17 protein-coding genes are annotated in these 24,751 nt (G+C 48.5%); 11 read left to right on the forward strand and 6 right to left on the reverse strand.

The window, feature by feature from the left end; all coding sequences use genetic code 11:
• Nucleotides 1-215: 215 nt before the first annotated feature.
• From BUB86_RS15210 to surE, 5 genes are all read right to left on the reverse strand, one after another.
• Nucleotides 216-2,159, reverse strand: coding sequence for a M13-type metalloendopeptidase (locus BUB86_RS15210; protein ID WP_081373285.1), 1,944 nt, complete (start codon nucleotides 2,157-2,159; stop codon nucleotides 216-218).
• A gap of 494 nt (nucleotides 2,160-2,653) precedes the next feature.
• The gene (locus BUB86_RS15215; RefSeq protein WP_073211074.1) at nucleotides 2,654-3,355 is read right to left on the reverse strand and encodes a DUF5020 family protein; all 702 of its coding nucleotides are present in this window, start codon (nucleotides 3,353-3,355) and stop codon (nucleotides 2,654-2,656) included.
• 27 nt (nucleotides 3,356-3,382) lie between these two features.
• Complete coding sequence (locus BUB86_RS15220; RefSeq protein WP_073211077.1) at nucleotides 3,383-4,690, reverse strand: NCS2 family permease; 1,308 nt, start codon at nucleotides 4,688-4,690, stop codon at nucleotides 3,383-3,385.
• Between the two features lie 4 nt (nucleotides 4,691-4,694).
• Entirely contained in the window at nucleotides 4,695-5,807 is a 1,113-nt protein-coding gene (gene lpxB / locus BUB86_RS15225; RefSeq protein WP_073211081.1) for a lipid-A-disaccharide synthase, read from the reverse strand.
• Nucleotides 5,804-6,571 (reverse strand): 5'/3'-nucleotidase SurE, encoded by a 768-nt coding sequence (gene surE, locus BUB86_RS15230; RefSeq protein WP_073211084.1) that lies wholly within the window; start codon nucleotides 6,569-6,571, stop codon nucleotides 5,804-5,806. Before surE ends, lpxB begins: the two co-directional genes overlap by 4 nt.
• Nucleotides 6,572-6,692: 121 nt before the next feature.
• Between surE and BUB86_RS15235 the strand changes: the two genes are divergently transcribed.
• The 7 genes from BUB86_RS15235 (at nucleotide 6,693) to BUB86_RS15265 (ending at nucleotide 17,033) form a co-directional block, all read left to right on the forward strand.
• Complete coding sequence (locus BUB86_RS15235; protein ID WP_073211160.1) at nucleotides 6,693-7,460, forward strand: ParA family protein; 768 nt, start codon at nucleotides 6,693-6,695, stop codon at nucleotides 7,458-7,460.
• A gap of 3 nt (nucleotides 7,461-7,463) precedes the next feature.
• On the forward strand, nucleotides 7,464-8,399 hold the full coding sequence (locus BUB86_RS15240) for a ParB/RepB/Spo0J family partition protein (RefSeq protein ID WP_073211087.1): 936 nt from the start codon (nucleotides 7,464-7,466) through the stop codon (nucleotides 8,397-8,399).
• Nucleotides 8,396-9,073, forward strand: coding sequence for a DUF5683 domain-containing protein (locus tag BUB86_RS15245; RefSeq protein WP_073211091.1), 678 nt, complete (start codon nucleotides 8,396-8,398; stop codon nucleotides 9,071-9,073). The genes BUB86_RS15240 and BUB86_RS15245 overlap by 4 nt, the downstream gene beginning before the upstream one ends.
• A 65-nt stretch (nucleotides 9,074-9,138) precedes the next feature.
• The gene (locus BUB86_RS15250) at nucleotides 9,139-10,440 is read left to right on the forward strand and encodes a lytic transglycosylase domain-containing protein (RefSeq protein WP_081373287.1); all 1,302 of its coding nucleotides are present in this window, start codon (nucleotides 9,139-9,141) and stop codon (nucleotides 10,438-10,440) included.
• A 103-nt stretch (nucleotides 10,441-10,543) separates the two neighbouring features.
• Nucleotides 10,544-12,817 (forward strand): RelA/SpoT family protein, encoded by a 2,274-nt coding sequence (locus BUB86_RS15255; protein ID WP_073211094.1) that lies wholly within the window; start codon nucleotides 10,544-10,546, stop codon nucleotides 12,815-12,817.
• 18 nt (nucleotides 12,818-12,835) lie between these two features.
• The gene (locus BUB86_RS15260) at nucleotides 12,836-13,810 is read left to right on the forward strand and encodes a pectinesterase family protein (RefSeq protein WP_073211097.1); all 975 of its coding nucleotides are present in this window, start codon (nucleotides 12,836-12,838) and stop codon (nucleotides 13,808-13,810) included.
• Between the two features lie 25 nt (nucleotides 13,811-13,835).
• On the forward strand, nucleotides 13,836-17,033 hold the full coding sequence (locus tag BUB86_RS15265) for a S41 family peptidase (RefSeq protein ID WP_073211099.1): 3,198 nt from the start codon (nucleotides 13,836-13,838) through the stop codon (nucleotides 17,031-17,033).
• Between the two features lie 40 nt (nucleotides 17,034-17,073).
• Here the strand turns inward: BUB86_RS15265 and BUB86_RS15270 are convergent, their stop codons facing one another.
• The gene (locus tag BUB86_RS15270; RefSeq protein WP_073211102.1) at nucleotides 17,074-17,421 is read right to left on the reverse strand and encodes a MerR family transcriptional regulator; all 348 of its coding nucleotides are present in this window, start codon (nucleotides 17,419-17,421) and stop codon (nucleotides 17,074-17,076) included.
• A 141-nt stretch (nucleotides 17,422-17,562) separates the two neighbouring features.
• Between BUB86_RS15270 and alaS the strand changes: the two genes are divergently transcribed.
• From alaS to BUB86_RS15295, 4 genes are all read left to right on the forward strand, one after another.
• Nucleotides 17,563-20,298, forward strand: coding sequence for an alanine--tRNA ligase (gene alaS, locus BUB86_RS15275; RefSeq protein ID WP_073211106.1), 2,736 nt, complete (start codon nucleotides 17,563-17,565; stop codon nucleotides 20,296-20,298).
• Nucleotides 20,299-20,383: 85 nt separating this feature from the next.
• Nucleotides 20,384-21,010 carry a four helix bundle suffix domain-containing protein gene (locus BUB86_RS15280; protein ID WP_254795189.1) on the forward strand — a complete coding sequence of 209 codons (627 nt, stop codon included), beginning with the start codon at nucleotides 20,384-20,386 and terminating at the stop codon, nucleotides 21,008-21,010.
• Between the two features lie 175 nt (nucleotides 21,011-21,185).
• On the forward strand, nucleotides 21,186-23,894 hold the full coding sequence (locus BUB86_RS15285) for a DNA gyrase/topoisomerase IV subunit A (protein ID WP_073211112.1): 2,709 nt from the start codon (nucleotides 21,186-21,188) through the stop codon (nucleotides 23,892-23,894).
• Nucleotides 23,878-24,741: a DUF3316 domain-containing protein gene (locus BUB86_RS15295; RefSeq protein WP_081373286.1), complete on the forward strand. Its 864-nt coding sequence runs from the start codon at nucleotides 23,878-23,880 to the stop codon at nucleotides 24,739-24,741. The genes BUB86_RS15285 and BUB86_RS15295 overlap by 17 nt, the downstream gene beginning before the upstream one ends.
• The last annotated feature ends 10 nt before the right edge of the window (nucleotides 24,742-24,751 follow it).

The raw sequence follows: 24,751 nt of genomic DNA on the forward strand, positions 1-24,751 counted from the left end.
GGTTTATTAATTCGATTACAAATCGATACAAACTTATTTATAATCCGCAAAAGAAATAACGAGAAAATGATCAAAAGAGACCCCGTGACTCATCCTTGAAACTTCGAAGCCTTTTTTATTCCTATTTTATGTTAAATTATGCAGGTGCGCCATCACTTGCGAAACTTTAGTAGTATCATTAAGCGTTTACATATTATGGTATTGATGATATCACCTCACCATATATGGATTCTGTCCTCTGGCCTCAAGTAGAGATTGTCGCCCGGCTGCACATTGTAGAGTTCATACCAGCGGTCCATGTTCATGACCACACCGTTTACGCGCTCCTTGTCAAATGCATACCAATCATTCTTAAAATAATTATAAAAAGCATAGCCGTATTTCGAACGGAAATATTCCGCATAGCCTTGGAAGAACTTACGTTCCATTTTGTCCAGGTCTTCTCCCTTGAATCCCTGCTTTTGACAGTAGGCTACAAAGGCACTGTGAGCCACCTCCACTCCACAGATATCGGCCAAGTTCTCTTCTAGCGTCTTCTCTCCGTTGGTACGGGTATCCGGATAATCAGGAAGCGGTATAAATCCGTTATAGAGTTCTATCAGCCGTTGCTGCAAGGCCTCAAACGCCGCCCTGTCCTGTGTCGGCATCCAGTCATAATCATCTCCCCACTCATCAAGGGTTGAGCCGTATGACCCAATGGCATGTGTCAGTTCGTGACCAATCACACTCATCAGCATACCATATTTCATAGCCGGATGCATATTTTGCTCGTAGAAAGGAGGCAACATAAACGGTGCAAATATAACGACACTATTGCAGTCTTCCTCGTGAAACGACTGATCTGTCAGCAAGGGAAATCTCGTCATCGCCTCAAAATTCATGGTATTTTCTTTATACGAGGCACCCACCAGCCTGAGATGCATCATGACATATTCCTGATAAATAGCCTGCATATCTTCCAGCATATTGGTACAATGGCTTAAGTCAGGAAAATCCGCCACCCAGCGGTCCGGACTCCCAACATGGAATTGTATGTTTTTCATTCTGTTTATGGCGTAATCCTTGGTAGAGGGGCTTGCCCAAGCCACGTTTTGGATATGCTTACAGTAGGCATCCCGCATCTCTTCGCAGAGGCTTTCCACTTCAAGCTTAAGTTGGGGGGATACATAACGCTCAATCACCAGTCGACCATCAAGGTATGTTTTTAGCTTCTTAGTCATATACATTCCGTAAGTGTATGGCGTTTCGAAATCCCACGCCCTGACCTTCATATATTCATGCCCTTGCTGGTTGGCGAAAGCGGCAAAGTCGCGGAATAACTTCGTCTTCAAATAGGCCTTTAACTCTTCAATAGGCGTACGAAGCCAGTTTTTAAAGCCTCTTTGATAATTAAGATCAGCCGCTTTCAAGCCCATAGCCGGCAGCATATATTGTTTCACCAGCCCATCTGCCCTGGCCTCATATTCTGCCGACTCTTCCTCATGAGCCTCCCAATATGCCTCCTCCTCAACAGCTTTTAGCCAGTCAAACTCACCTGTATGGGTTGCAAAATATTGGTACACATCATCAAGATTATCACTCTCCATAAAAGCCAAATGCTCATCTTCAGCATCTATCGGTCCCCCCGTGTCAACATAAACGGTTATTACTTTATTGGCCGATAAATAAAGATTGAAAATCTTCAGCGCACCAGCCTTTTTCAGTTCACCCGCCACCCGGAAGGCATCTTCATAGCTCTGGATGCCGTCTATCATTTCAAAGAAAGGCTTCAGGAAAGCATAGAACTGGTCGTTGGTCACCTGTACGTTTTCATGCGCCTCCAACTGCTCATACGTAGGGTTCGTCACGCTGCCCTTCAGCAGCTTCAACGCCTCCACCATTTCTGTATCGTAAAGACCAACGATTTTCTTACCCATCATGTCGGCGTTTTTCCAATAGGTGCCGTTGCAGTACATATAGAAATTGTCGCCCGGACGGTAGTTCACGGTGTCCATATTGTCGTAAAGGGGCCAAGGGAGGTTATCCTTTGCCGAAGACGTTTCATCCTGAGGCAAAAAGCCTGTATTGTCTATGTTGTCAGTACACGACACCAACGTCGTCATTCCACAGAGTGCAAGGATGAAGATTGCTGACCAGATTGCTTTTTTACTCTTACTCATATTGATGTTTTGTTTTGATAGTTATTGTCATTCACTCTGCGTGTTCCTAAGAACAACGCTACAAAGATACATATTTTTTAAAAAAATCGAGCACTTCAATCCTTCTTTTTTTCTTTTCAGCTACTTAGACAGTATCATTGCAAAATAATCATGGCTTGATCACAACTTTTGTATAACACCAAACAAAACTCCCGTAAGTCTAGATAACTGACGGAGACCAGTCCCGCTTTTCTTTCTAATCTGTTTTGCCATTATTACCGATGGTTTATTAATTCGATTACAAATCGATACAAACTTATTTATAATCCGCAAAAGAAATAACGAGAAAATGATCAAAAGAGACCCCGTGACTCATCCCAATAGTTTAGAAACAACCAAATAAAATCCAAAAAAAATAATATAGGCAACAAAACTGCGATAATAACAGTCTTATTGCCATGAAAAGTTATGTAGTTAAATATTAAATCCTCGCCAGTTGGCGAGGATTTAATATTTTAGAAGTTCCACTTAACGGCGAGAGTGGGATTCACGAAGAATGAATGATCGTCGTAAGTGTTATAGATAAAGTTATTACTTAGCTCAATCTCGGTACCAACGCTGAAGTGGTTGGTGAAGTTGTACCAGAACTGGGGCTCACTGAGGAATACCAACTGGCCGTGGCCATTAGCTTTCTCACCGCGCCAGAGATCGAAGAAACCTGAGAAGGTGCACTTCTTATTGGCAAAGTTCAGACCCCATACGCCAGTAAACTGTACAGAGTTATAAGCTGAGGTGCCTTCGTAGCTCTTGAAGAAGCGCTTATACATCAGCTGAGCACTCCAAGTCTTAGAGAAATCGGCATTGTGACCATTGTAGGCAGCACCAATCAGAGCAGCCTGCTGAAATGACTGGAAACGGTTCAATCCGCCATTGTACTCCACATGGGCAGCAAAACCCTTGTTACCGATATTAAACTCGCGAGAGATCTCAGTATAAGCACTCTCAACAAACTTGTTGGTGAAGTCGACATCAACAAAGTAATACCATGAACCCCACTGGTCGGCCTTGAACTGCTCGAGAGTCATAGTTACCTTCTGACGACCATCCTCCTGATTAGAATAGATGTTACGACCGAAGTCATAATGCAACTGCACATTCTGTGCGTTTACGCTGAGAGCTGCTACAGCCATCAACACCAAAGAAAAAAACTTTTTCATCTTTCTACTAAATATATGAATGATTAATTATATAATGTATTTGAGTACGAAGAATACAGTCAGAACCCACATGATAGGCGAAATCTCTTTGAAACGGAATGTACACGCCTTGATGACCACATACGAGATAAGGCCCAGCACGATTCCCTCGGAGATACTGGCGGTGAACGGCATGGTTACCATCACAACGAAACTGGGCAAAGCCTCGGTGAAATCCTTAAGATTTATCTTGGTTACGGCCCTCATCATATACACACCTACCAGCACAAGTGCCGATGTAGTAGCTGCGCCAGGGATACACAGGAACAATGGCGAGAAGAACAGCGCCAAGATGAACCATACGGCCACCCAGAAGGATGTGAGACCGGTGCGACCACCCTCGGTAACACCAGTGGTACTCTCTACAAAGGTGGTAACGGTTGAAGTACCACACATAGCACCGAAAGTGGTACCAACGGCATCGGCCATCAGGGCGCGACCGATGCTACGGTTCTCGCCTATTCTGGAATCAACAAGTCCGGCACTGGCTGCGGTACCTACAAGAGTACCCAATGTGTCGAGCAAATCCATAAACAGCAACGCAAACACCACAACATAGTAGTTAAAATCGAGCGCCACGAAGCGCGAGAAATCGAACTTGAAAGCGATGGGTGCCAGCGACTGAGGGCTACTGATAAACGCGAAATCATCGGGCAAATGGGTAACGCCGAAGGGCACACCAACTGCTGTAACAATCATAATAGTATAGAACAGTGCACCACGTACGTTCTGCGAAAGAAGGATAGCACCCAACAGCACACCAAGGGCAGCAAGTACAGAGGTTGCACTCCATACTCCAAGAGTTGTCATCGACGAATCGCTGGCCACGATAATTTCACCGTTCTTGAGTCCGATGTAGGCAATAAAGATACCGATGCCCACCGAGATAGAATAACGCAGATTCTGCGGAATGGCATTAACGATGACCTCACGAACCTTGAAGATGGTGAGCAGTATAAACACGATACCCTCGATGAGTACGGCAGCCAGTGCCTCCTGCCAGGTGTAGCCCATAGTGATGACCAGTGTGTAGGCAAAGAAGGCATTGATGCCCATGGCTGGAGCCAGGGCAAACGGCAATTTGGCATAGAACGCCATGACGAGAGTAGCTACAGCGGCCGAAATGGCTGTGGCTGAAAACAAAGCACCTTTATCCATACCGGCATCGCTCAGCATCTGAGGATGAACAGCCAGTATGTAAGACATGGTGAGGAATGTGGTCAGTCCGGCCACAAACTCAGTTCTCATCGAGTGCTTCTCGACATCGAACCCAAGTAAGGATAGTAATTGTTTCATGTTTTTAATTATTTAGCAAGTTATACATCATTCTTGCCGCATTGTCGGGGGCTTTCTCATCGCCCAACGCACGCGATACCTCTAGATAGCCCTCCAACATCTCCTCTCTTGCATCACCACTGAGGATCTTAGCAAGTTCGGTACGTATATTGGCCACCGAGAAACTTTCGGCCACAAGTTCTTTGACTACCTCGCGACCTGCCACTAGGTTGACAAGCGAAACATATTTTACTTTCAACATGTGGCGACGGACAAAGCCGGCAATCTGAGGCAACGGCGTCTTATAGCACACCACCTGTGGAACACCGAACAAGCATGTCTCCAGAGTAGCAGTACCACTGGTGACCAGCGCTGCATGGGCTTTCGACAACAAGTCGTAAGTCTTGCCGAACACGATTTCTGCCTGAGAGCCCTTCATAAACTCTTGATAGTATTCGGGAGCTATACCGGGAGCACCAGCCACCACAATCTGGTAATTATTTTCATACCCCTTCACTGCCTCCAGCATCGGCGGCAGGTTATCCTTAATTTCCTGTTTACGCGAGCCCGCCAGGAGAGCGATGATTCTATCATCCCCTCGTACCACCGCGCCACCGCGCCCACAAAACTCGCGCACTTCATCAGCCGTGGGATTACCTACATAATGTATGGGATAGTTATGTTTCTTCTCAAAGAAATCCACCTCGAACGGGAGGATTGAGTACAACTCGTCGACATCGCGCTTGATGTTCTTGATACGATACTCCTTCCAAGCCCAAATCTTCGGTGAGATATAGTAAAACACCGGTATGTTTGTATGAGATTTTACATACTCGGCAATCTTGAGATTAAAACCAGGATAGTCTACCAGCACCACACAATCGGGCTGCCACGCTACGATATCCTGCTTACACATCTTCATATTGCGAAGAATAGTTGGTAAATGCAACAACACAGGAATAAAGCCCATGTAGGCCAGTTCCTTATAATGACGCACACGGGTACCACCTACAGCAGTCATCATATCGCCACCGAAGAAGCGAAACTGCGCATTTGCGTCAATTTCTTTCAACGAGTGCATCAGATGTGACGCATGCAGGTCGCCCGAGGCCTCACCAACTATTAAGTAATACCTCATAAGTTCCAGCCTTTAATTTTATCCATCGCCTCGTAGGCGGTGACGTCAATCCGGGTAGGGGTGATGGCGATGTAGCCGTGCGACAAGGCCCAGTTGTCGGTATCCTCAGCCTCTGGTTCATCATTGCGATAGTGACCTACCATCCACCAATAGTCATAACCGCGGGGATGATGACACTTCACCGTCTCGTTATACCAGGTGCCATACGCCATTCGGCATACTTTCACACCCTTATAAGCCTCAACCAGAGGGAAATTCACATTCAGGCACACACCCTTGGGCAGTCCCTCGGCCAGTATCCGCTGGGTTATCTGCCTAACATAGGGGCGCAGAGGTTCAAAGTCGGCATCGGCATGCTGATTGCAAAGCGAGAAAGCCACCGACGGAATATATTTCAGGCATCCCTCGATGGTAACACCCATAGTACCACTGTAGTGCGTATTTACCGAAGCATTATCGCCGTGATTGATACCACCAATCACCATATCCGGACGGCGAGGGCATAACTCTACCAAAGCCATTTTCACACAGTCGACAGGTGTGCCGTTGCACGACCACACCTCTACCCCATCCTCTTTGTGGTGCAGATTCAGTCGCAAGGGGATACCAGCCGAGAAAGCACACGAGTATCCGCTGCGGGCATCATCGGGAGCACATACAATGATGTCGGCTATATCCTTGAGCATTTCTATCAGGCAGTTTATACCCTTTGCCTGATAACCGTCATCATTCGAAATGAGCAATAAAGGTCGTTTAATTTCCATAAAATAATTATGATTTGCGTGCAAAAGTACGAAAAAAGGTTTAAAAAGCAGCGTTTTCTCATAAGAAATGTGTAACTTTGTGGCCAAATTTCTTATTTTTATCAAGATAGAACTGAAGAAAATGGGTAAGATTATTGCTTTAGCAAACCAAAAAGGCGGTGTCGGTAAAACAACGACAACCATCAACCTGGCAGCTTCGCTGGCCACGCTGGAGAAGACTGTTCTCGTAGTCGACGCCGACCCTCAGGCCAACGCATCGAGCGGTTTGGGAGTCGACATTAAGGAAGTTGACTGCTCACTATACGAATGTATCATCAACAAAGCCGACGTTCACGAAGCCGTGTACACCACCGATATCGATGGTCTGGACATAGTGCCCAGCCACATAGATCTGGTAGGTGCCGAGATAGAGATGCTGAATCTGGCTGATCGCGAGAAAGTGCTTAAGAACATGCTCGACCCAATACGCGATGAGTACGACTACATACTGATAGACTGCTCACCATCGCTGGGCCTCATCACTGTTAACGCACTGACTGCTGCCGACTCGGTTATCATCCCCGTACAGTGCGAATACTTTGCACTTGAGGGTATCAGCAAGTTGCTGAATACCATCAAAATCATCAAGAACAAACTGAACCCCATGCTGGAGATTGAGGGATTCCTGCTGACAATGTACGACAGTCGTCTGCGTCTGGCCAACCAGATCTACGACGAGGTGAAACGTCACTTCCAGGAACTGGTGTTCAAGACCGTTATACAGCGAAACGTGAAACTATCAGAAGCTCCGAGCCATGGACTGCCCGCCATCCTTTACGATGCAGAATCGACGGGTGCCAAGAACCATCTGGCTTTGGCTCAGGAAATCATATACAAGAACAGAAAATAAATTATGGCTGTTAAGAAGAAATACGACCGTAGCGTCTTGGGACGCGGACTGGATAATATTGGTTCGGGCAGAGGCCTTGGACTAGATGCACTGATAAACACTAACGACATCAGAACAAAAGGCACAGCAAACCTACTGATGCTGCCTATTGAACAGATAGAGCCCAACCCCGACCAGCCTCGACACGAGTTCGACGAGAGCGCACTGAAGGAGTTGGCTGTCAGCATCCGCGAGATTGGCGTGATTGTACCCATCACCGTCAGACAGATGGAGGGCAACCACTACCAGATTATTGCTGGTGAGCGCCGTTGGAGAGCATCGAACATGGCTGGTTTGAAAGAGTTGCCAGCATATATCATGGCTACCGGCGATGAGCACGTGATGGAGATGGCTCTAGCCGAGAATATTCAGCGTGAAGACCTGAATGCCATTGAGATAGCACTAGCCTATCAGCGCTTGGCCGAGACAACAGGTATGACTCAGGAGCGTATGTCGGAGCGACTTGGCAAGAGCCGCGCATCGATTACCAACTACCTGCGACTGCTGAAACTACCTGCACAGATACAGATGGCCCTGAAGAACAGGGATATAGACATGGGCCACGCCCGTGCACTGCTGTCGCTCGACAGCCCGTCGGCACAGCTCAAGCTATATAAGGATGCACATCGCAATGGTTACTCGGTACGTAAGATAGAAGAGATAGTACAGAGGATGAAGAAAGGTGAGCCACTGCAGGAGGTTAAGAAACTGATTGACCCCAAGCAGTTGCCACTGGAGTACAGCATTCTGAGAGACCGTCTGTCGGAACTGTTTAAAACAAAAGTTACAATGACCTGCTCGCCCCAGATGAAAGGCAAATTCAGTATTAACTTCTCAAACGAGGACGAACTGGAGTACATCATGCAGGTATTCGACAAAGTGAAGAAAGGTCAGAAATGAGGAGAACAAGCAAACTGTGGCTAACGGGTATGCTCCTTACTCTGGTGACAAGTGCCGCCAAGGCGCAAGAGCCGCTAGAGGACGACTCGTTAAAGCAGTCGATTAATAACGAGATGTCGGTACTGATCGATTCGGCACGGATTCCCAAGAATCCCGCGAGGGACATGAATCTGTGGCGCCCCGACCCCAAGCGAGCTCTGTGGCTGGCGCTGGTCATTCCGGGCGGCGGACAGATATACAACCGCAAATATTGGAAGTTGCCGCTGGTATATGGCGGATTCCTGGGTTGTCTGTACGCCATGAACTGGAACAACACCATGTACAAGGACTATTCGCAGGCATATCTTGACCTGACAGATAGCGACCCGGCCACACAGAGTTACAACCAGTTTCTGCACCTTGGTGCACAGATTAACGACAGCAATAAAGACCGATATAAAGATCTGTTTAAAAAGCGAAAAGACCGCTACCGCCGCTGGCGCGACATGAGTTTCTTTGTGCTGGTTGGCGTTTATGCACTATCGGTAGTCGACGCTTATGTAGATGCAGAATTGTCGGTTTTCGATATATCGAAAGACCTGAGTCTGAGAATCGAGCCAACAGTACTCGACAATCACACCTCGAAGAATCCGCTTGACGCGGCAGTAGGACTGCAGTGCAGTGTAAGGTTTTGAAGGAGATGAGGAGTTGTAATTAATGGATGATTATGATTATAAATAATATTAAGAATGTAAACGGTATGAACAAGTGGCTGAAAGTGGGAACATTACTTTTCACTTTCAACCTCTCACTGTTCACTTCGCCTGTTGCTGCGCAGACAGTGATAGACGATGATGACGAGGAGGAAGTTGACTCATTGTTCGTGCCTATAGAAGACGAAATCTCAGTAGTTGACAAACAGGGTAACACCGAATTCATCGATTTCCCTGAGGCCATGACTTATAATCTCGACAGTCTGATGAGCCTCTATATGTCGAAGAACTATCTGAGCATGCCGGGCGATTGCGAGATGAAGGACGAGAACCCATTGTTTACTCCTGAAGAGTATATAGACCGACTTCGCCGTATGCCAACAGTGATGGAGATGGCATACAACGATATCGTACAGCGATTCATCGACCGATACATGGCACGCCTGCGCCATTCAGTGAGCTATATGCTGGGAGCCACAAACTTCTACGTACCCATATTCGAAGAGGCACTCGAGGCATATCAGGTGCCACTTGAGCTCAAGTACCTGCCTGTTATTGAGAGCGCCTTGAACCCAAGGGCCGTATCACGTGTAGGCGCCACAGGACTGTGGCAGTTCATGCTAGGCACAGGTAAGCAATACGGACTGGAGGTCAACTCGCTGGTTGATGAACGTCGCGACCCGGTTAGATCATCGTATGCAGCAGCACGCTATCTGCGCGACCTGTATCGTATCTTCGGCGATTGGAACCTGGTTATTGCCGCCTACAACTGCGGACCAGGCAACATCAATAAGGCCATACACCGCTCGGGTGGCGAGAAGGACTACTGGCGACTGTACCCATATCTGCCCGCCGAGACTCGTGGTTACGTACCTGCATTTATTGCAGCCAACTATGCCATGACATACTACTGTGAGCATGGTATCTGTCCGATGAGTACCCGACTGCCACTACAAACCGACACTGTGGTTGTAGACCGCGATGTACACTTGGAGCAGATAGCCAAGGTATTGGATCTGGACATCGAGATGCTGCGCTCACTGAACCCGCAATACCGTCGCGACATTGTGCCAGGCGCCAACAAGCCATACGCTATCCGACTGCCAATGGCTGACACCGGCCGATTTATCGACATGCAGGATTCTATCTATAGCTATCGTGCCAGCGAGTTGCTCACCAAGCGTGCCGTAGTAGATGTGAACGACGACCTGCCAACCTTCCGCAGTAAGGTAGCCAAGCGCGGTCGCCGAGCCAGTGCCCGCAAGGGGCGCAACGCACGTCGCGGCAAGGCAACCAGCAAATCACGCCGCAGTAAAGCCACAAAGTCGCGCAAGAGAAGAAGAAGATAAAAAATAAAGCCTACGGATTATACGGATCAATCGGATTAATAATACCGAAAAGAAATAATCTGTAAAATCCGTATAATCCGTAGGAAAAATATAAAATGGGAATATGGCAGAAGAGAAGCAAATAACACAGGAGGAAAGAGATGAGCAGATGATTAACGAGGCGTTTCAGCAGCTGCTGAACGACTATATCTCGTCGCGTCATCGTAAGAAAGTCGACCTTATCACTAAGGCCTTCAACTTTGCACGTCAGGCCCACAAGGGAGTACGCCGACTCTCGGGCGAGCCATATATCATGCACCCCATCGCTGTTGCCCAGATTGCCTGTTCGGAGGTTGGACTGGGTTCTACCAGTATCTGTGCCGCCCTGCTGCACGATGTGGTCGAGGACACCGATTATACCGTAGAAGATATCGAGAACATCTTTGGTGCCAAGATAGCACAGATTGTAGACGGACTGACAAAGATCAGTGGTGGAATCTTCGGCGAACAAGCCTCGGCACAGGCAGAAAACTTCAAGAAACTGCTGTTGACGATGAGCGATGACATCCGCGTGATCATCATCAAGATATGCGACCGTCTGCACAACATGCGAACGCTGGAGAGTCAGCCTGCCAACAAGCAATATAAGATTGCAGGCGAGACCTTATATATATATGCCCCACTGGCCAACCGTTTGGGACTGAACAAGATCAAGTCGGAACTGGAAAATCTGAGCTTTAAGTTCGAACATCCCGACGAATATGCATCGATAGAGTCGAAACTGAAGCTGACCAGTGACGAGCGTGACGAGTTGTTCTCGCAGTTCACCAGTCCTATCGAGGATGCTCTGAAGCAGATGGGCATCAAATACGAGATCAAGGAGCGCGTAAAGACACCTTATTCTATATGGAATAAGATGCAGAACAAGCACGTGAGCTTTGAGGAGATATACGACATACTGGCAGTACGTATCATCTTTACGCCTAATAACCGCAACGAAGAGGTGAACGAGTGCTTCAATATTTATGTAGCCATATCGAAGATTTACAAGAGTCACCCCGACCGTCTGCGCGACTGGCTCAGTCAGCCAAAAGCCAACGGCTATCAGGCTTTGCATGTAACACTGATGTCGAAACAGGGACAGTGGATAGAGGTACAGATACGCTCTGACCGCATGGACGAGATTGCCGAACAGGGATTTGCCGCACACTGGAAATACAAGGACGGCGTTGAGGAGGAATACACCGAAGACGAGAACGAGTTGAACGAGTGGCTGCGTACAATCAAGGAAATCCTGGACGACCCACAGCCCGATGCTATGGACTTTCTGGACACCATCAAGCTCAACCTCTTTGCCAGCGAGATATTCGTATTTACACCTAAGGGCGAGATACGCACACTCCCTGCAGGCTGTACAGCGCTCGACTTCGCTTTCTCTATTCACACCTTCCTGGGCAGCCACTGTATCGGTGCCAAGGTAAACCACAAGTTGGTGCCACTGAGCTATAAGCTGCAGAGCGGCGACCAGGTGGAGATTCTCACATCGAAGTCACAGCATGTCAATGCCGGATGGATCAACTTCGTATCTACCGCCAAGGCAAAGGCCAAGATTCAGGCCATACTGCGTCGTGACAACCGCGAGACCCAGCGCGAGGGCGAGGAGATACTGAACGCATTCCTGAAGAAGAACGGCTTTGAACCCACAACGGCCCTGGCCGACAAGTTGACCGAGTTTCATGAATACCGCGGCCGCGCCGACTTCTTCCTGGCTCTAGGCGAGAAAATAGTACTACTGGGCGAGAAAGACATCGACGAGCTGAACGGCAAGAACAAAGATGACGACAACAACAAGGGATGGCGAAAGTACATACCATTTGTTGGTGGCGACAAGAAGAAAAAAGAGGAGTCGGCCAAGCAGGAGCTGTTTGTAGTGCCCGACAAGTTCAACCGCAAGAAGCCCATCTACATCTCCGAAGAGAATATCAAACAGTATAAGTTCATGGGCTGTTGTCACCCTATTCCAGGCGACGATGCCTTGGGTTACATCAACAACAAGAATCAGATTGAGATACATAAGCGTGCCTGTCCGGTAGCAGCTAAGCTGAAGACCAGCTATGGCAACCGCATTCTCGATATCAAATGGGACATGCACCGCAAGCTCTACTTCGATGCTACCATCCGCATCAGCGGTATCGACCGTATGGGAATGCTCAACGACATTACACAGGTCATTTCGTCGCAGATGAATGTCAACATCCACAAGATTCTCATCACCTGCGAAGAAGGTATCTTTGAGGGTACCATCGAAATGCGAGTGCATGACCGCGAAAATGTACGCGCCATCATGGAGAACCTGAAGAAGATTCAGGATCTGAAAGAAATCGCCGAAATTATGTAAACAAACTAGTTATAAAAGATGAAAAAACTACTACTATTACTGGCCATCATGGTCTCTTGCGCTGCAAGCGCTGCCAGCAAATACGACAATCCTGATACGATTGTTGTATCAAGAGATGGTACGGGCGAGTTCCGTACCGTCGACGAAGCCATCGAGGTATGCCGTGCCTTTATGGATTATCACAAGGTGATATTTGTTAAGAATGGCACATATAAAGAGAAACTGATTATCCCATCATGGGTACAGAACATCGAGATTTGTGGCGAGGATGTGAATAAGACCATCATCACTTACGATGATCATGCCAACATCAAGCGCCCTGAGACGGGAAAGCCCATGGGCACTTTCCGCACCTACACGCTGAAGATAGAAGGCAACGACATCACACTGAAGAACATCACCATCGAGAACAACTCTGCCCGTCTAGGACAGGCTGTGGCTCTACATACCGAGGGTGACCGTCTGGTGTTTATCAACTGCCGATTCGTGGGACATCAGGATACCGTGTATACCGGTCTGGCTGGCACACGACTCTACTTTAAGGGTTGCTACATCTGCGGCACTACCGATTTCATTTTCGGCCCGTCTACAGCATGGTTCGAAGACTGCACCATCGAGAGTCTTATCAACTCGTACGTCACTGCAGCCTCAACGCCTAAGGATCAGCCTTTCGGTTATATATTCAACAACTGCCGACTGACAGCCGGAGGTCAGGCTACAAAGGTTTATCTGGGCCGACCATGGCGCCCCTATGCCTACACATTGTTCATGAACTGTCAGCTGGCAGGGCATATCAATGCCGAGGGGTGGGAGAACTGGCGTAACCCAGAGAACGAAAAGACAGCCCGTTATATGGAATACAACAACCGTGGCGAGGGTGCACAGCCCAAGCAGCGCGTAGCATGGAGTCGACAGTTGTCAAAAGCCGAAGCGGCGAAAATCACCCTGCAAACAGTCTTCGCCCGCAACGACAATTGGATTCCCCTACAATAAGCAACTAATTACACATTATTTATATATGAAGAAATTACTCCTACTAGTTTTAACCACTCTGCTGTCGGCAGCTGTCACTGCCCAGGAGCGTCCGTTATGGTTGCGCTATTGTGCCATCTCGCCCGACGGCAGCACAATCGCATTTGCATATAAAGGCGATCTATACACAGTTCCTTCAACAGGTGGAACAGCTAAACAGCTGACCACAAACCCTGCCTACGAAGCAAAACCCGTCTGGAGTCCAGACGGAAGTAAGATTGCATTCGTATCCGACCGTGGTGAAGGAGCCATGAACGTTTATGTGATTCCAAGTACCGGAGGTGAGCCAAAAATGCTTACCACAAGTAGTCATAACAAGTCAGTCATAGGTTTCAAGGATAACGACAACGTTATCTTCAGTATGGCCGATATGCCTACTAAGCAGTCGATCATTGCACCTGTATCCAAATTTTCACAGGTTTACGAAGTAAATGTCAAAGGCGGTCGTCCACACCTGTTCTCTGCATTGATGCTGGCCGATATGAACATCAACCGCAAGACGGGCGATATTCTGTACCACGACACCAAAGGTGGCGAAGATGTTTTCCGTAAGCATCACCAGTCGCCTATCTGCCGCGATATCTGGCTGCTGTCGAAGGGTAAGCACACCAAACTGACCGACTTTGCTGGCGAAGACCGTACACCAGTATGGTCGGTTGACGGCAAAGGATTTTATTACCTGAGCGAGCAGAATGGTTCATTCAACATCTGGTATCGCAACCTTGACGGCTCACAGAAACAGCAGATCACTTATCACCAGACAAACCCGGTAAGATTCCTGTCGTCAGCTCAAGACGGAACACTTTGCTATGGTTACGATGGCGAGATATACACACTCCACCAGGGAGGTAAACCACAGCGTATCAACATCTATATCACCGGTGACCGTGTGGATCGCGATCTGATTCCAGAAGTAGCTACCAAGGGTGCTACTGAAGTATTCCCCTCGCCCAGTGGCAAGGAGATTGCTTTCGTGATGCATGGCGATGTTTACGTGACATCGGTTGAATACAAAACGACGAAACAGATTACCGACACCCCCGAGATGGAGCGTAATATATGTTTTGCCCCCGACGGTCGTAGTATCGTATATGCTTCAGAGCGCAACGGCAGTTGGAACATCTACCAAACTAAGATTAAGAACAAGGAAGAAAAGCAGTTCACCTATGCCAGCGATCTGATTGAGGAACAGCTGACCAAAAAGAACAAGACCTCACTACAGCCCCAGTATAGTCCCGACGGCAAAGAGGTGGCCTTCTTTGAGGACCGCGGCACACTGCGTATCATCAATCTGGGCACCAAGCAGATTCGCACCGTGATGGATGGCAAGAACGTATTCTCATATTCCGATGGCGACATTGATTTTGAGTGGAGTCCCGACAGCAAATGGCTATTAGCTACCTATTTTGGCGATGGCGGTTATCATCACGACGACATCGCGCTGATTGATGCTTCAGGTAAGAAGAAGCCATACAACCTCACTAACAGTGGCTACTCCGACATGAATCCTCACTGGGCTCTGGACGGTAAGGCTATGCTGTTCAAGAGCAACCGCAGAGGTTATAAGAACCACGGCGGTCACGGTTATCATACCGACTTCTTCATCATGTTCTTCGATATCGACGCCTACGAGCGCTTCATGATGACCAAGGAAGAGAAGGCTATCTACGACGAACAGCATAAGGCTGACAAGAAAGATGCCAATGCACCATTGGTATTCGACCTTGAGAATGCCCGTAAGCGTACCGTTCGCCTCACCGACCATTCTACCCGCATGGGCGATGCCTTCATGACTACTAAGGGCGACACGCTTTACTATGAAGCAGCTTACGACGAAGATTACCATCTGTATAAGTACGATCTGCTGGAGGACAAAAAAGAAGTGATTCTGAATGCTATCGGTTCAGGTTCGCTTAAGGCCGACAAGAAGGGCAAGAACCTCTTCGCACTCTCTAAGGGCGGTATCAAGCGCATTGAGATTCCAAAGGGCCGTCGTACCACTATCGAGTTCGAGGCACCATTCAACTACCGTCCATATGCAGAGCGCAAGAATCTGTTCGACCACATCTGGCGCCAGGTAAACGATAAGTTCTACCGTGCCGACATGCATGGCGTTGACTGGGCCGGATACAAGAAGATCTATGAGAAGTTCCTGCCATATATCAACAACGAATACGACTTCCGCGACATGTTGGGCGAGATGCTGGGCGAGCTGAATGCATCACATACCGGTGCACGCTATAACCGTAGCATCAAGTTCCGCACCGCCTCGCTTGGTGTATTCTTCGACGAGAGCTATAAGGGCGACGGTCTGAAGATTGCCGAAATAGTAAAGGGTAGTCCACTGGCTGTTCGCAACACAGGTGTTAAGGCTGGCGACATCATCGAAGCCATCGATGGCACACCTATCAAGAAGGGCGAAGACTTTTATCCTCTTCTGTTAAACAAGACCGGAAAGAATGTCAGACTGACTATCGGGGGCAAGAATGTAATCATCAAAGCCATCTCATTGTCGGCATTCAACTCACTGCTTTTCGACAGATGGGTTGAGCGTAACCGCCAGTTCGTAGATAGTATCTCAGGTGGGCGCATTGCCTATGTTCATATTCCATCGATGAACGGCAACAGCTTCCGCAAACTCTACGAAGAGCTGCTGAATGAGGACAATCGCGAGCGCGACGCTGTCATTGTAGATGAGCGTCATAATGGTGGTGGTTATCTGCATGATGACTTATGTAGACTGCTGAACGGACGCCAGCACTCCCACTTCATGGCTCACGGCAAGTATCTCGGTATCGAGCCTTCTGCTCAGTGGAACAAGCCTTCGTGTGTACTTGTCTGCGAGGATGACTATAGCAATGCATGCGGATTCCCACGACTGTATCAGGATATGAAGATTGGTAAGGTTATCGGTGCCCCTGTTGCAGGAACTTCTACCAGCGTTTGGTGGGAGACACTGGTTAACGGCATCATCTTCGGCATTCCACAGGTAGGACGTATCGATATTCGTGGTGACTACGGTGAGAATACACCGTTGAATCCCGACATTGTAGTATACAATAGTCCTGACGATTTTATTAACGGACACGACACTCAGCTGGAGCGCGCCGTGAAGGAAATGCTGAAAGAAGGTGCTGAATTCAAAGAAAAGACCAAGAACGAGTTCGGAGGTCATAAGAGATAAAAAGGAAATCCCCGCCGGTTGGCGGGGATTCTCTTTTTATTTATAACATGTCTAAGTGATCTCTCAGTTTTTCAAGCTCCGAACGCATTTCTATCAGTGCTTCAAGAGCATTCGCCTTGGTATCGGCTCCTTTGCGGTTCTTCTGTAGTATTTCACGTGCAGCCGATATCTTGAAACCGCGTATCTTTACCAGATTATGTATCAATCTGATCTGTTCGATATCTTTCTCCTGATACTGACGTATCTTGGCTGTGCCTGAGGTCTTCGGCCTCAAGAATGTAAACTCCTGCTCCCAATAGCGCAAAGTGCTCTCATTCAGGTCGAACATCTCTGCTACCTCCCTGATGGAGTAGTAAGTCTTGAGATTCTTTTTCAGATTAAGTGCCATAATTCATTTCTATTTCGCCGCAAAGATACAAAATATTTTTGAACGAAAAGAAAAAATGGATTTTTATTTTGTATTTCGCTTGTTTATTCGTACCTTTGCACCCCAAATAGTGAAATAGTAAATTGTCAAATAAGAAGTAAGATGATGACAGCAAACGAGATTCGCGACTCTTACAAGAAGTTTTTCGAGTCGAAACAGCACGCTATCGTACCATCAGCCCCTATGGTGATCAAGGATGACCCCACGCTGATGTTTACGAATGCAGGTATGAACCAGTGGAAAGATATTATTCTCGGCACACGTGACCCTGAGCCACGTCGTCGAGCGGATACACAGAAGTGCCTGCGTGTTAGCGGAAAGCATAACGACCTGGAAGAGGTTGGTCACGACACCTACCATCACACCATGTTCGAGATGCTGGGCAACTGGAGTTTCGGCGACTATTTCAAGGAGGGTGCCATCGATATGGCTTGGGAGTATCTGGTAGATGTGCTCAAGCTGAATCCAGAGGATCTCTATGTTACAGTGTTCGAGGGTTCACCTGAGGAGAACATTCCTCGCGATGACGAGGCTGCCAAGTACTGGGCAAAGCATGTACCCGAGGATCACATCATCAACGGTAACAAGCACGACAACTTCTGGGAGATGGGCGATACAGGTCCTTGCGGTCCTTGCTCTGAGATTCACGTTGACTCTCGTACTCCCGAGCAGAAGGCTGCCAGCGGCAAGACTGGTCGTGAGTTGGTTAACCAGGACGATCCACAGGTGATCGAGATTTGGAACCTGGTATTCATGCAGTTCAACCGCAAGGCTGATGGAAGTCTTGAGAAGCTGAGTATGAACGTGATCGATACCGGTATGGGCTTCGAGCGCCTGGTTCGTATGATGCAGGGCAAGCACTCTAACTACGATACCGATGTTTTCCAGCCAATCATCAAGGCCGAGCAGCAGATTACCGGCCTCAAATACTATACCTTCGAGGAAGAAGAGGCCAGTAAATCTAGTGATGCTAGTCAGGCTAGTTCGGCTAGTTCTGCTAGCCAGGCTAGTATCAACGTAGCCATGCGCGTCTGCGCCGACCACCTGCGTGCCGTAGCATTCTCGATTGCCGATGGTCAGCTGCCTTCTAACGCCAAGGCTGGTTATGTGATTCGCCGAATCCTGCGCCGTGCCGTGCGTTATGCTTATACCTTCCTCAATCAGAAGGATGGATTCCTGCATAAGCTCGTTCCAACACTCGTTGCCGAGATGGGCGATGCCTTCCCAGAACTGAAGGCTCAGCAGCAGCTGATAACTAAGGTGATTAAAGAGGAGGAGGATTCATTCCTGCGCACCCTCGAAAAGGGTATCGGCATGCTGAACGATGCTATGCAGGAGATGAAGAGTAAAGGAGAGAAGGAGTTGAACGGCGAAAAGGCTTTCCGTCTATTCGATACTTATGGATTCCCACTCGACCTGACAGAGCTTATCTGTCGCGAGAACGGCTTCACCGTTAACGAGGAGCAGTTCAACGTAGAGATGCAGAAGCAGAAGGAGCGCGCCCGCAACGCCGCTGCCGTAGAGAACAGCGATTGGGTTGAAGTCTCAAGTGATGCTAGTGATGCTAGTAATGCTAGTTCTGCTAGTCAGGCTAGAGAGCAGATCTTCGTAGGCTACGATTATACAGAATACGAGTGCCATATCATCCGCTACCGCAAGGTAACCCAGAAGAAGAACGAGTTCTATGAGCTGGTTCTCGACTATACCCCATTCTATGGCGAGATGGGTGGTCAGGTAGGTGACTGTGGTGTACTCTGCAACGAGGCCGAGACCATCGACATTATCGACACCAAGCGCGAAAATGGTCAGAGCGTACACATCGTAAAGGCCCTGCCAAAGGATCCTACTGCCCAGTTCATGGCTTGTGTGGATACCGACAAGCGTAACGCCTCTGCCGCTAACCATACAGCTACCCACCTGCTCGACTATGCACTGAAGCAGATTCTGGGCGACCACGTAGAGCAAAAGGGTTCGTTCGTAAGCCCCGACACACTGCGCTTCGACTTCTCTCACTTCGAGAAGGTTACCGACGAGCAGTTGCGTGAGGTTGAGCGCATGGTAAATGACATGATCCGTCAGGACATCCACATTGATGAGCATCGCGATGTACCATTTGATGAGGCTAAGAAACTCGGTGCTATCGCCCTGTTCGGTGAGAAGTATGGTGACAAGGTTCGCGTGGTTCGTTTCGGTCCTTCATGCGAGTTCTGTGGTGGTATCCACGCATCAAGCACTGGTCGCATCGGTTTCTTCAAGATTCTCTCTGAGAGCAGCGTGGCTGCCGGTATCCGTCGTATCGAGGCTAAGACCGGTAAGGAGTGCGAGGAAATGTTGTATGTGATGGAAGACAATCTGCGTGCCGTACGTGCATTCTTCAACAATGCCAAGGACCTGCAGGGTGTGATTGCAAAATATATTGAGGAGCACGACTCGATGAAGAAAGAAATCGAGGCCTTCCAGGCTGCACGCGTAGCAAATCTGTCAAAAGAGTTGGTAAACAAGGCCCGCACCGTAAATGGCGTATCTGTTATCACAGCTAAGTTCGACATGATGCCTAATGCAGCCAAGGATTTGGTATTCAAGGTTCGCGAGCTCTGCCCTGAGCACCTTGTATGTGTAGTAGGTACCGTGTTCGACGGCAAACCAATGCTTAATGTCATGCTGAGCGACGATATGGTAAAAGACCACGGTCTGAATGCCGGTCAGCTGGTACGCGAAGCTGCTAAGCTGATGCAGGGTGGCGGTGGTGGCCAGCCTCACTTCGCCCAGGCAGGTGGTAAGAACCCCGATGGCCTTACTGCCGCAGTCGACAAGGTGATAGAGCTTGCAAACCTCTAAAATGATACTAGCATCGCTAGCCCTACTAGAACATCTAGTACGGCTAGTAATGCTAGATAATCTAGTTATTAAATTAATCGCCAAAATGAATGTACTTCGCCGTCAACCTAACTGGGAATCACTATATTTCTATCAGAAGTCACAAGTATTATATCAGCTGACTTTCATCTTTGCAAAGCGCTACCTAAAGCATGGCGATCGCACGATAGATCAGATGGTACAAGCCGCACGCTCAGGTAAACAGAATATCGTAGAAGGCTCGGCCGATGGAGTGACATCGATGGAAATGGAAATCAAACTGATGAATGTAGCCCGCTCCAGTATCAAAGAGCTGAAAGAAGATTACGAAGACTATCTGGTATCACGCCAACTTAAACTCTGGCAGAAAAATCATCCCAGATACGCCAGAATGATAGACTTCTGCAAGAACCACAACAAACTGGAAGATTATCAACCCTACTTCGACAAATGGAATGATGAAGAGATGGCAAACATCGCTTTATCATTATGTCATTTTGTTGATAAGATGATGACCAGCTATCAGCAGAACCTGCAGAAGACATTTGTTGAGGAAGGAGGCATCAAAGAGCGCATGACAGCCGCCCGCCTTGGCTATCGCACCAACCAGAAAGAAGAAATTAACAGATTACAGCAAGAAAACGAGAGATTACAAAAAGAACTAGAACAGCTTAAGAATAAAAAGAATAACTAGCATCTCTAGCATGGCTTGCCTAGCTAGAATATCTAGATTGGCTAGAATATCTAGTTATGCTAGAATATCTAGTTATGCTAGAGATGCTAGCCAATCTAGAAAAAACAAAGAAAAACTTTGTTCTTTCTAGATTTTTTTGTACCTTTGCAGGCAAACTGAAAACCCGTTAAAGATAATGGACGACGAAATAAAAGATGTATTAGAGTCGGAACAGCATACCGATTATAAACCAAGTAACCGCTTTGATGCCGCAGCGGTTCATCATCTAAGCGGCATGTATCAGAACTGGTTCCTGGATTACGCCAGCTACGTAATCCTGGAGCGAGCCGTGCCCCATCTGGGCGACGGACTGAAACCTGTGCAGCGACGCATCCTCCACTCGATGAAACGAATGGACGATGGACGATATAACAAGGTGGCCAACATCGTTGGTCACACCATGCAGTTCCACCCTCACGGCGATGCCAGTATCGGCGACGCTCTGGTACAGCTTGGACAGAAGGACCTGCTCATCGACACGCAGGGTAACTGGGGAAACATCCTTACCGGATCATCGGCAGCCGCACCACGATATATCGAGGCACGACTGAGCAAATTTGCACTTGATACGGTATTCAACCCAAAGACTACCGACTGGAAAATGTCGTACGACGGTCGTAATAAGGAGCCTATCACACTCCCTGTCAAGTTCCCGTTGCTGTTGGCACAAGGTGCCGAGGGTATTGCTGTAGGACTGAGCTCAAAGATCCTGCCACATAACTTCAACGAGATATGCGATGCAGCCATCAGCTATCTGCACGAGCAGCCGTTTGCACTCTACCCCGACTTCCCCACCAGCGGAAGCATCGACGTATCGAAATACAACGACGGTCAGCGTGGCGGTGTCATCAAGGTACGTGCCAAGATCGAAAAGATAGATCAGAAGACGCTGGTTATCCGCGAGATACCATTCTCAAAGACATCAGAGACCCTGCAGGACTCTATCGTAAAAGCCATCGAGAAAGGAAAGATCAAGGCCCGTAAGGTTGAAGACCTCACGGCTGCCGAGGTAGAGATACAGGTGCATCTGGCTCCTGGCGTATCGAGCGATAAGACCATCGATGCCCTCTATGCCTTTACCGACTGCGAGGTGAGCATCTCGCCCAACTGCTGTATCATCGAAGACAACAAGCCGCAGTTCCTCACCGTGAGCGATGTGCTGCGCCACTCTGTAGATCGTACCAAGGACCTGATTCGTCAGGAACTGGAAATCCGCAAGGGCGAACTGCTGGAGCAGCTGCACTTCCAGAGTCTGGAGCGTATCTTCATCGAGGAACGCATCTATAAGGACAAGAAATTCGAACAGGCACCGGACGTAGATGCCGTTTGCGAACATATCGACGAGCGACTCACACCGTACTATCCACAGATGATTCGCGAGGTGACCAAGGACGATATCCTGAAGCTGCTCGAAATCAAGATGCAGCGCATCCTGAAGTTTAATAAGGATAAGGTCGACGAACTGATGGCACGCCTGAAGGCCGAGATCGAGGAGATTGATCGCGACCTGGCTAATCTGGTGGAGGTAACAGCCAACTGGTTCCTGTTCCTGAAGGATAAGTATGGCAAGGATCATCCACGCCTCACTGAGATCCGCAACTTCGACACCATCGACTCTGCCAAGGTGGCCGAGGCCAACCAGAAATTGTATATCAACCGTGCCGACGGCTTTATCGGTACCGGTCTGAAGAAGGACGAGTTTGTGTGCAACTGCTCCGATCTCGACGATGTCATCATCTTCTACAAAGACGGTAAATACAAGATTGTGCGCATAGCCGAGAAACTCTTCGTGGGCAAGAACATCCTGTATGTAAACGTGTTCAAGAAGAACGACTCGCGCACCATCTACAACGCCGTTTACCGCGATGGAAAGAAGGGAGCCTGCTTCATCAAGCGATTCAACGTTACCAGTATGACGCGTGACAAGGAGTACGACCTGACTCAGGGTACCGAAGGCTCACGCGTGATGTACTTCACTGCCAACCCGAATGGTGAGGCCGAGGTAATTAAGGTAACACTCGATCCATCGCAGAAAATCAAGAAGATATTTATCGAGAAGGACTTCTCGGAGGTGATGATCAAGGGTCGCGCCTCTAAGGGAAATCTGCTCACCAAATATGCTGTTCACCGTATCGGACTGAAGAGTCACGGTCACTCTACCTTAGGCGGACGAAAGGTTTGGTTCGACCCAGATGTAAACCGTCTGAACTACGACGAGCACGGACAGATGTTGGGCGAGTTCTTCGACGACGATCAGATACTGATTATTCTGAAGAACGGTGATTACTATCTGAGCAACTTCGATCTGAACAACCACTACGAAGACAACATTCTGCGCATAGAGAAGTACGATGCCGACAAGGTTTGGACTGCCGTGCTCTACGATGCCGACAACCAGGGCTACCCATATCTGAAGCGATTCCAGATGGATGCCTCGAAGAAAAAGCAGAACTGGCTGAGCGACAATCCGTCATCACAGTTGTTGTTGCTCACCGACACCCCCTACCCTCGCATCCAGATAACCTACGGCGGTGCCGATGCTTTCCGTGGTAGCGAGGAGATAGATGCCGAACAGTTTATTGCCGTTAAGGGTTATAAGGCCAAAGGCAAGCGCCTAACCACCTACGCTCTGGCTAGTCTCGAGGAACTCGAGCCAACTAGATTCCCTAGCGAGGCTAGTATATCTAGTAATGCTAGCCTGGCTGGCGATCTCGCCAGCCCCTCGGCCGATTCGGCCGAGGACCTAGACGAGGACCTTGATCCAGATGCCGGCAAGAGCGAAGAGCAAGTTCGCGATGAACTTACCGGACAGCTAAATCTCTTTGATAATGAGGACTTTAAGTAAGAAAAAGAGAAAAAAATCCCTCCTCTTGAGAGGCGCTCGACCCAAAAGGGCGCTTGCTACCGAAGGGACGCAAGAATGGACTAGGGGTGGAGTGATTACACTCTTCTTCCTATTATTCTCCCTCCTCGCCGCAAAAGCCCAAACATCATCACACATGATAGGTGTGGGGCCAAGCAAAGTCCTTGACACCTACCTCACCCCCGAGAAGTACAGCGGCACGGGCTTCACTTACCTCTACATAAAAGATAATGCCCATACCGATACACTGCGCCGATGGACCACTACTATCGAACACGAACTGGATTTCTCGAAGACCAGGCATCGCAACAGCAGCGCCTCAGACTTGGAGGGTACCTATAATCTTTATTTAGCGCGATACTACAATCTGCGCCCTGCCAACAATCTGCGATTGCAGGTAGGTGCTACAGCTAATGCCTGCATTGGTGGCATCTATAACTTGACCTCAAGCAACAATCCCGGTCAGGCCCGAGCCGCCATCAACATCATGCCATCGGCCACAGCAGCCTATCATTTCAGCATCCGACAGCAACACTTTACAGCCCACTACGAGCTGAACCTGCCGTTAGTTGGTGTGATGTTCAGTCCAAACTTCGGACAGTCGTATTACGAGATATTTAATCTAGGTAACTACGATCACAACATCGTACCCACCACGTTTATCTCTGCCCCAACATTCCGCCAGATAGCAGCTATCGACTGGCATTACAGCAAGAGATGGGCCCTCCGCCTGGCCTATTTAGGCAACTACCAGCAGTCGCAAGTTAACAACCTCAAGCAGCACGTTTATACGCACCGCTTCCTAATCGGCCTCACCCGCAGCCTATGAGAAAATTTCT

The organism is Xylanibacter ruminicola, assembly GCF_900142525.1.
Lineage (GTDB): Bacteria > Bacteroidota > Bacteroidia > Bacteroidales > Bacteroidaceae > Prevotella > Prevotella ruminicola_A.

Bases quoted from the DNA above. Each gene is read 5' to 3' on its own strand.
- BUB86_RS15210 (WP_081373285.1), bottom strand. From the start codon at position 2,159: ATGAGTAAGAGTAAAAAAGCAATCTGGTCAGCAATCTTCATCCTTGCA.
- BUB86_RS15215 (WP_073211074.1), bottom strand. From the start codon at position 3,355: ATGAAAAAGTTTTTTTCTTTGGTGTTGATGGCTGTAGCAGCTCTCAGC.
- BUB86_RS15220 (WP_073211077.1), bottom strand. From the start codon at position 4,690: ATGAAACAATTACTATCCTTACTTGGGTTCGATGTCGAGAAGCACTCG.
- lpxB (WP_073211081.1), bottom strand. From the start codon at position 5,807: ATGAGGTATTACTTAATAGTTGGTGAGGCCTCGGGCGACCTGCATGCG.
- surE (WP_073211084.1), bottom strand. From the start codon at position 6,571: ATGGAAATTAAACGACCTTTATTGCTCATTTCGAATGATGACGGTTAT.
- BUB86_RS15235 (WP_073211160.1), top strand. From the start codon at position 6,693: ATGGGTAAGATTATTGCTTTAGCAAACCAAAAAGGCGGTGTCGGTAAA.
- BUB86_RS15240 (WP_073211087.1), top strand. From the start codon at position 7,464: ATGGCTGTTAAGAAGAAATACGACCGTAGCGTCTTGGGACGCGGACTG.
- BUB86_RS15245 (WP_073211091.1), top strand. From the start codon at position 8,396: ATGAGGAGAACAAGCAAACTGTGGCTAACGGGTATGCTCCTTACTCTG.
- BUB86_RS15250 (WP_081373287.1), top strand. From the start codon at position 9,139: ATGAACAAGTGGCTGAAAGTGGGAACATTACTTTTCACTTTCAACCTC.
- BUB86_RS15255 (WP_073211094.1), top strand. From the start codon at position 10,544: ATGGCAGAAGAGAAGCAAATAACACAGGAGGAAAGAGATGAGCAGATG.
- BUB86_RS15260 (WP_073211097.1), top strand. From the start codon at position 12,836: ATGAAAAAACTACTACTATTACTGGCCATCATGGTCTCTTGCGCTGCA.
- BUB86_RS15265 (WP_073211099.1), top strand. From the start codon at position 13,836: ATGAAGAAATTACTCCTACTAGTTTTAACCACTCTGCTGTCGGCAGCT.
- BUB86_RS15270 (WP_073211102.1), bottom strand. From the start codon at position 17,421: ATGGCACTTAATCTGAAAAAGAATCTCAAGACTTACTACTCCATCAGG.
- alaS (WP_073211106.1), top strand. From the start codon at position 17,563: ATGATGACAGCAAACGAGATTCGCGACTCTTACAAGAAGTTTTTCGAG.
- BUB86_RS15280 (WP_254795189.1), top strand. From the start codon at position 20,384: ATGAATGTACTTCGCCGTCAACCTAACTGGGAATCACTATATTTCTAT.
- BUB86_RS15285 (WP_073211112.1), top strand. From the start codon at position 21,186: ATGGACGACGAAATAAAAGATGTATTAGAGTCGGAACAGCATACCGAT.
- BUB86_RS15295 (WP_081373286.1), top strand. From the start codon at position 23,878: ATGAGGACTTTAAGTAAGAAAAAGAGAAAAAAATCCCTCCTCTTGAGA.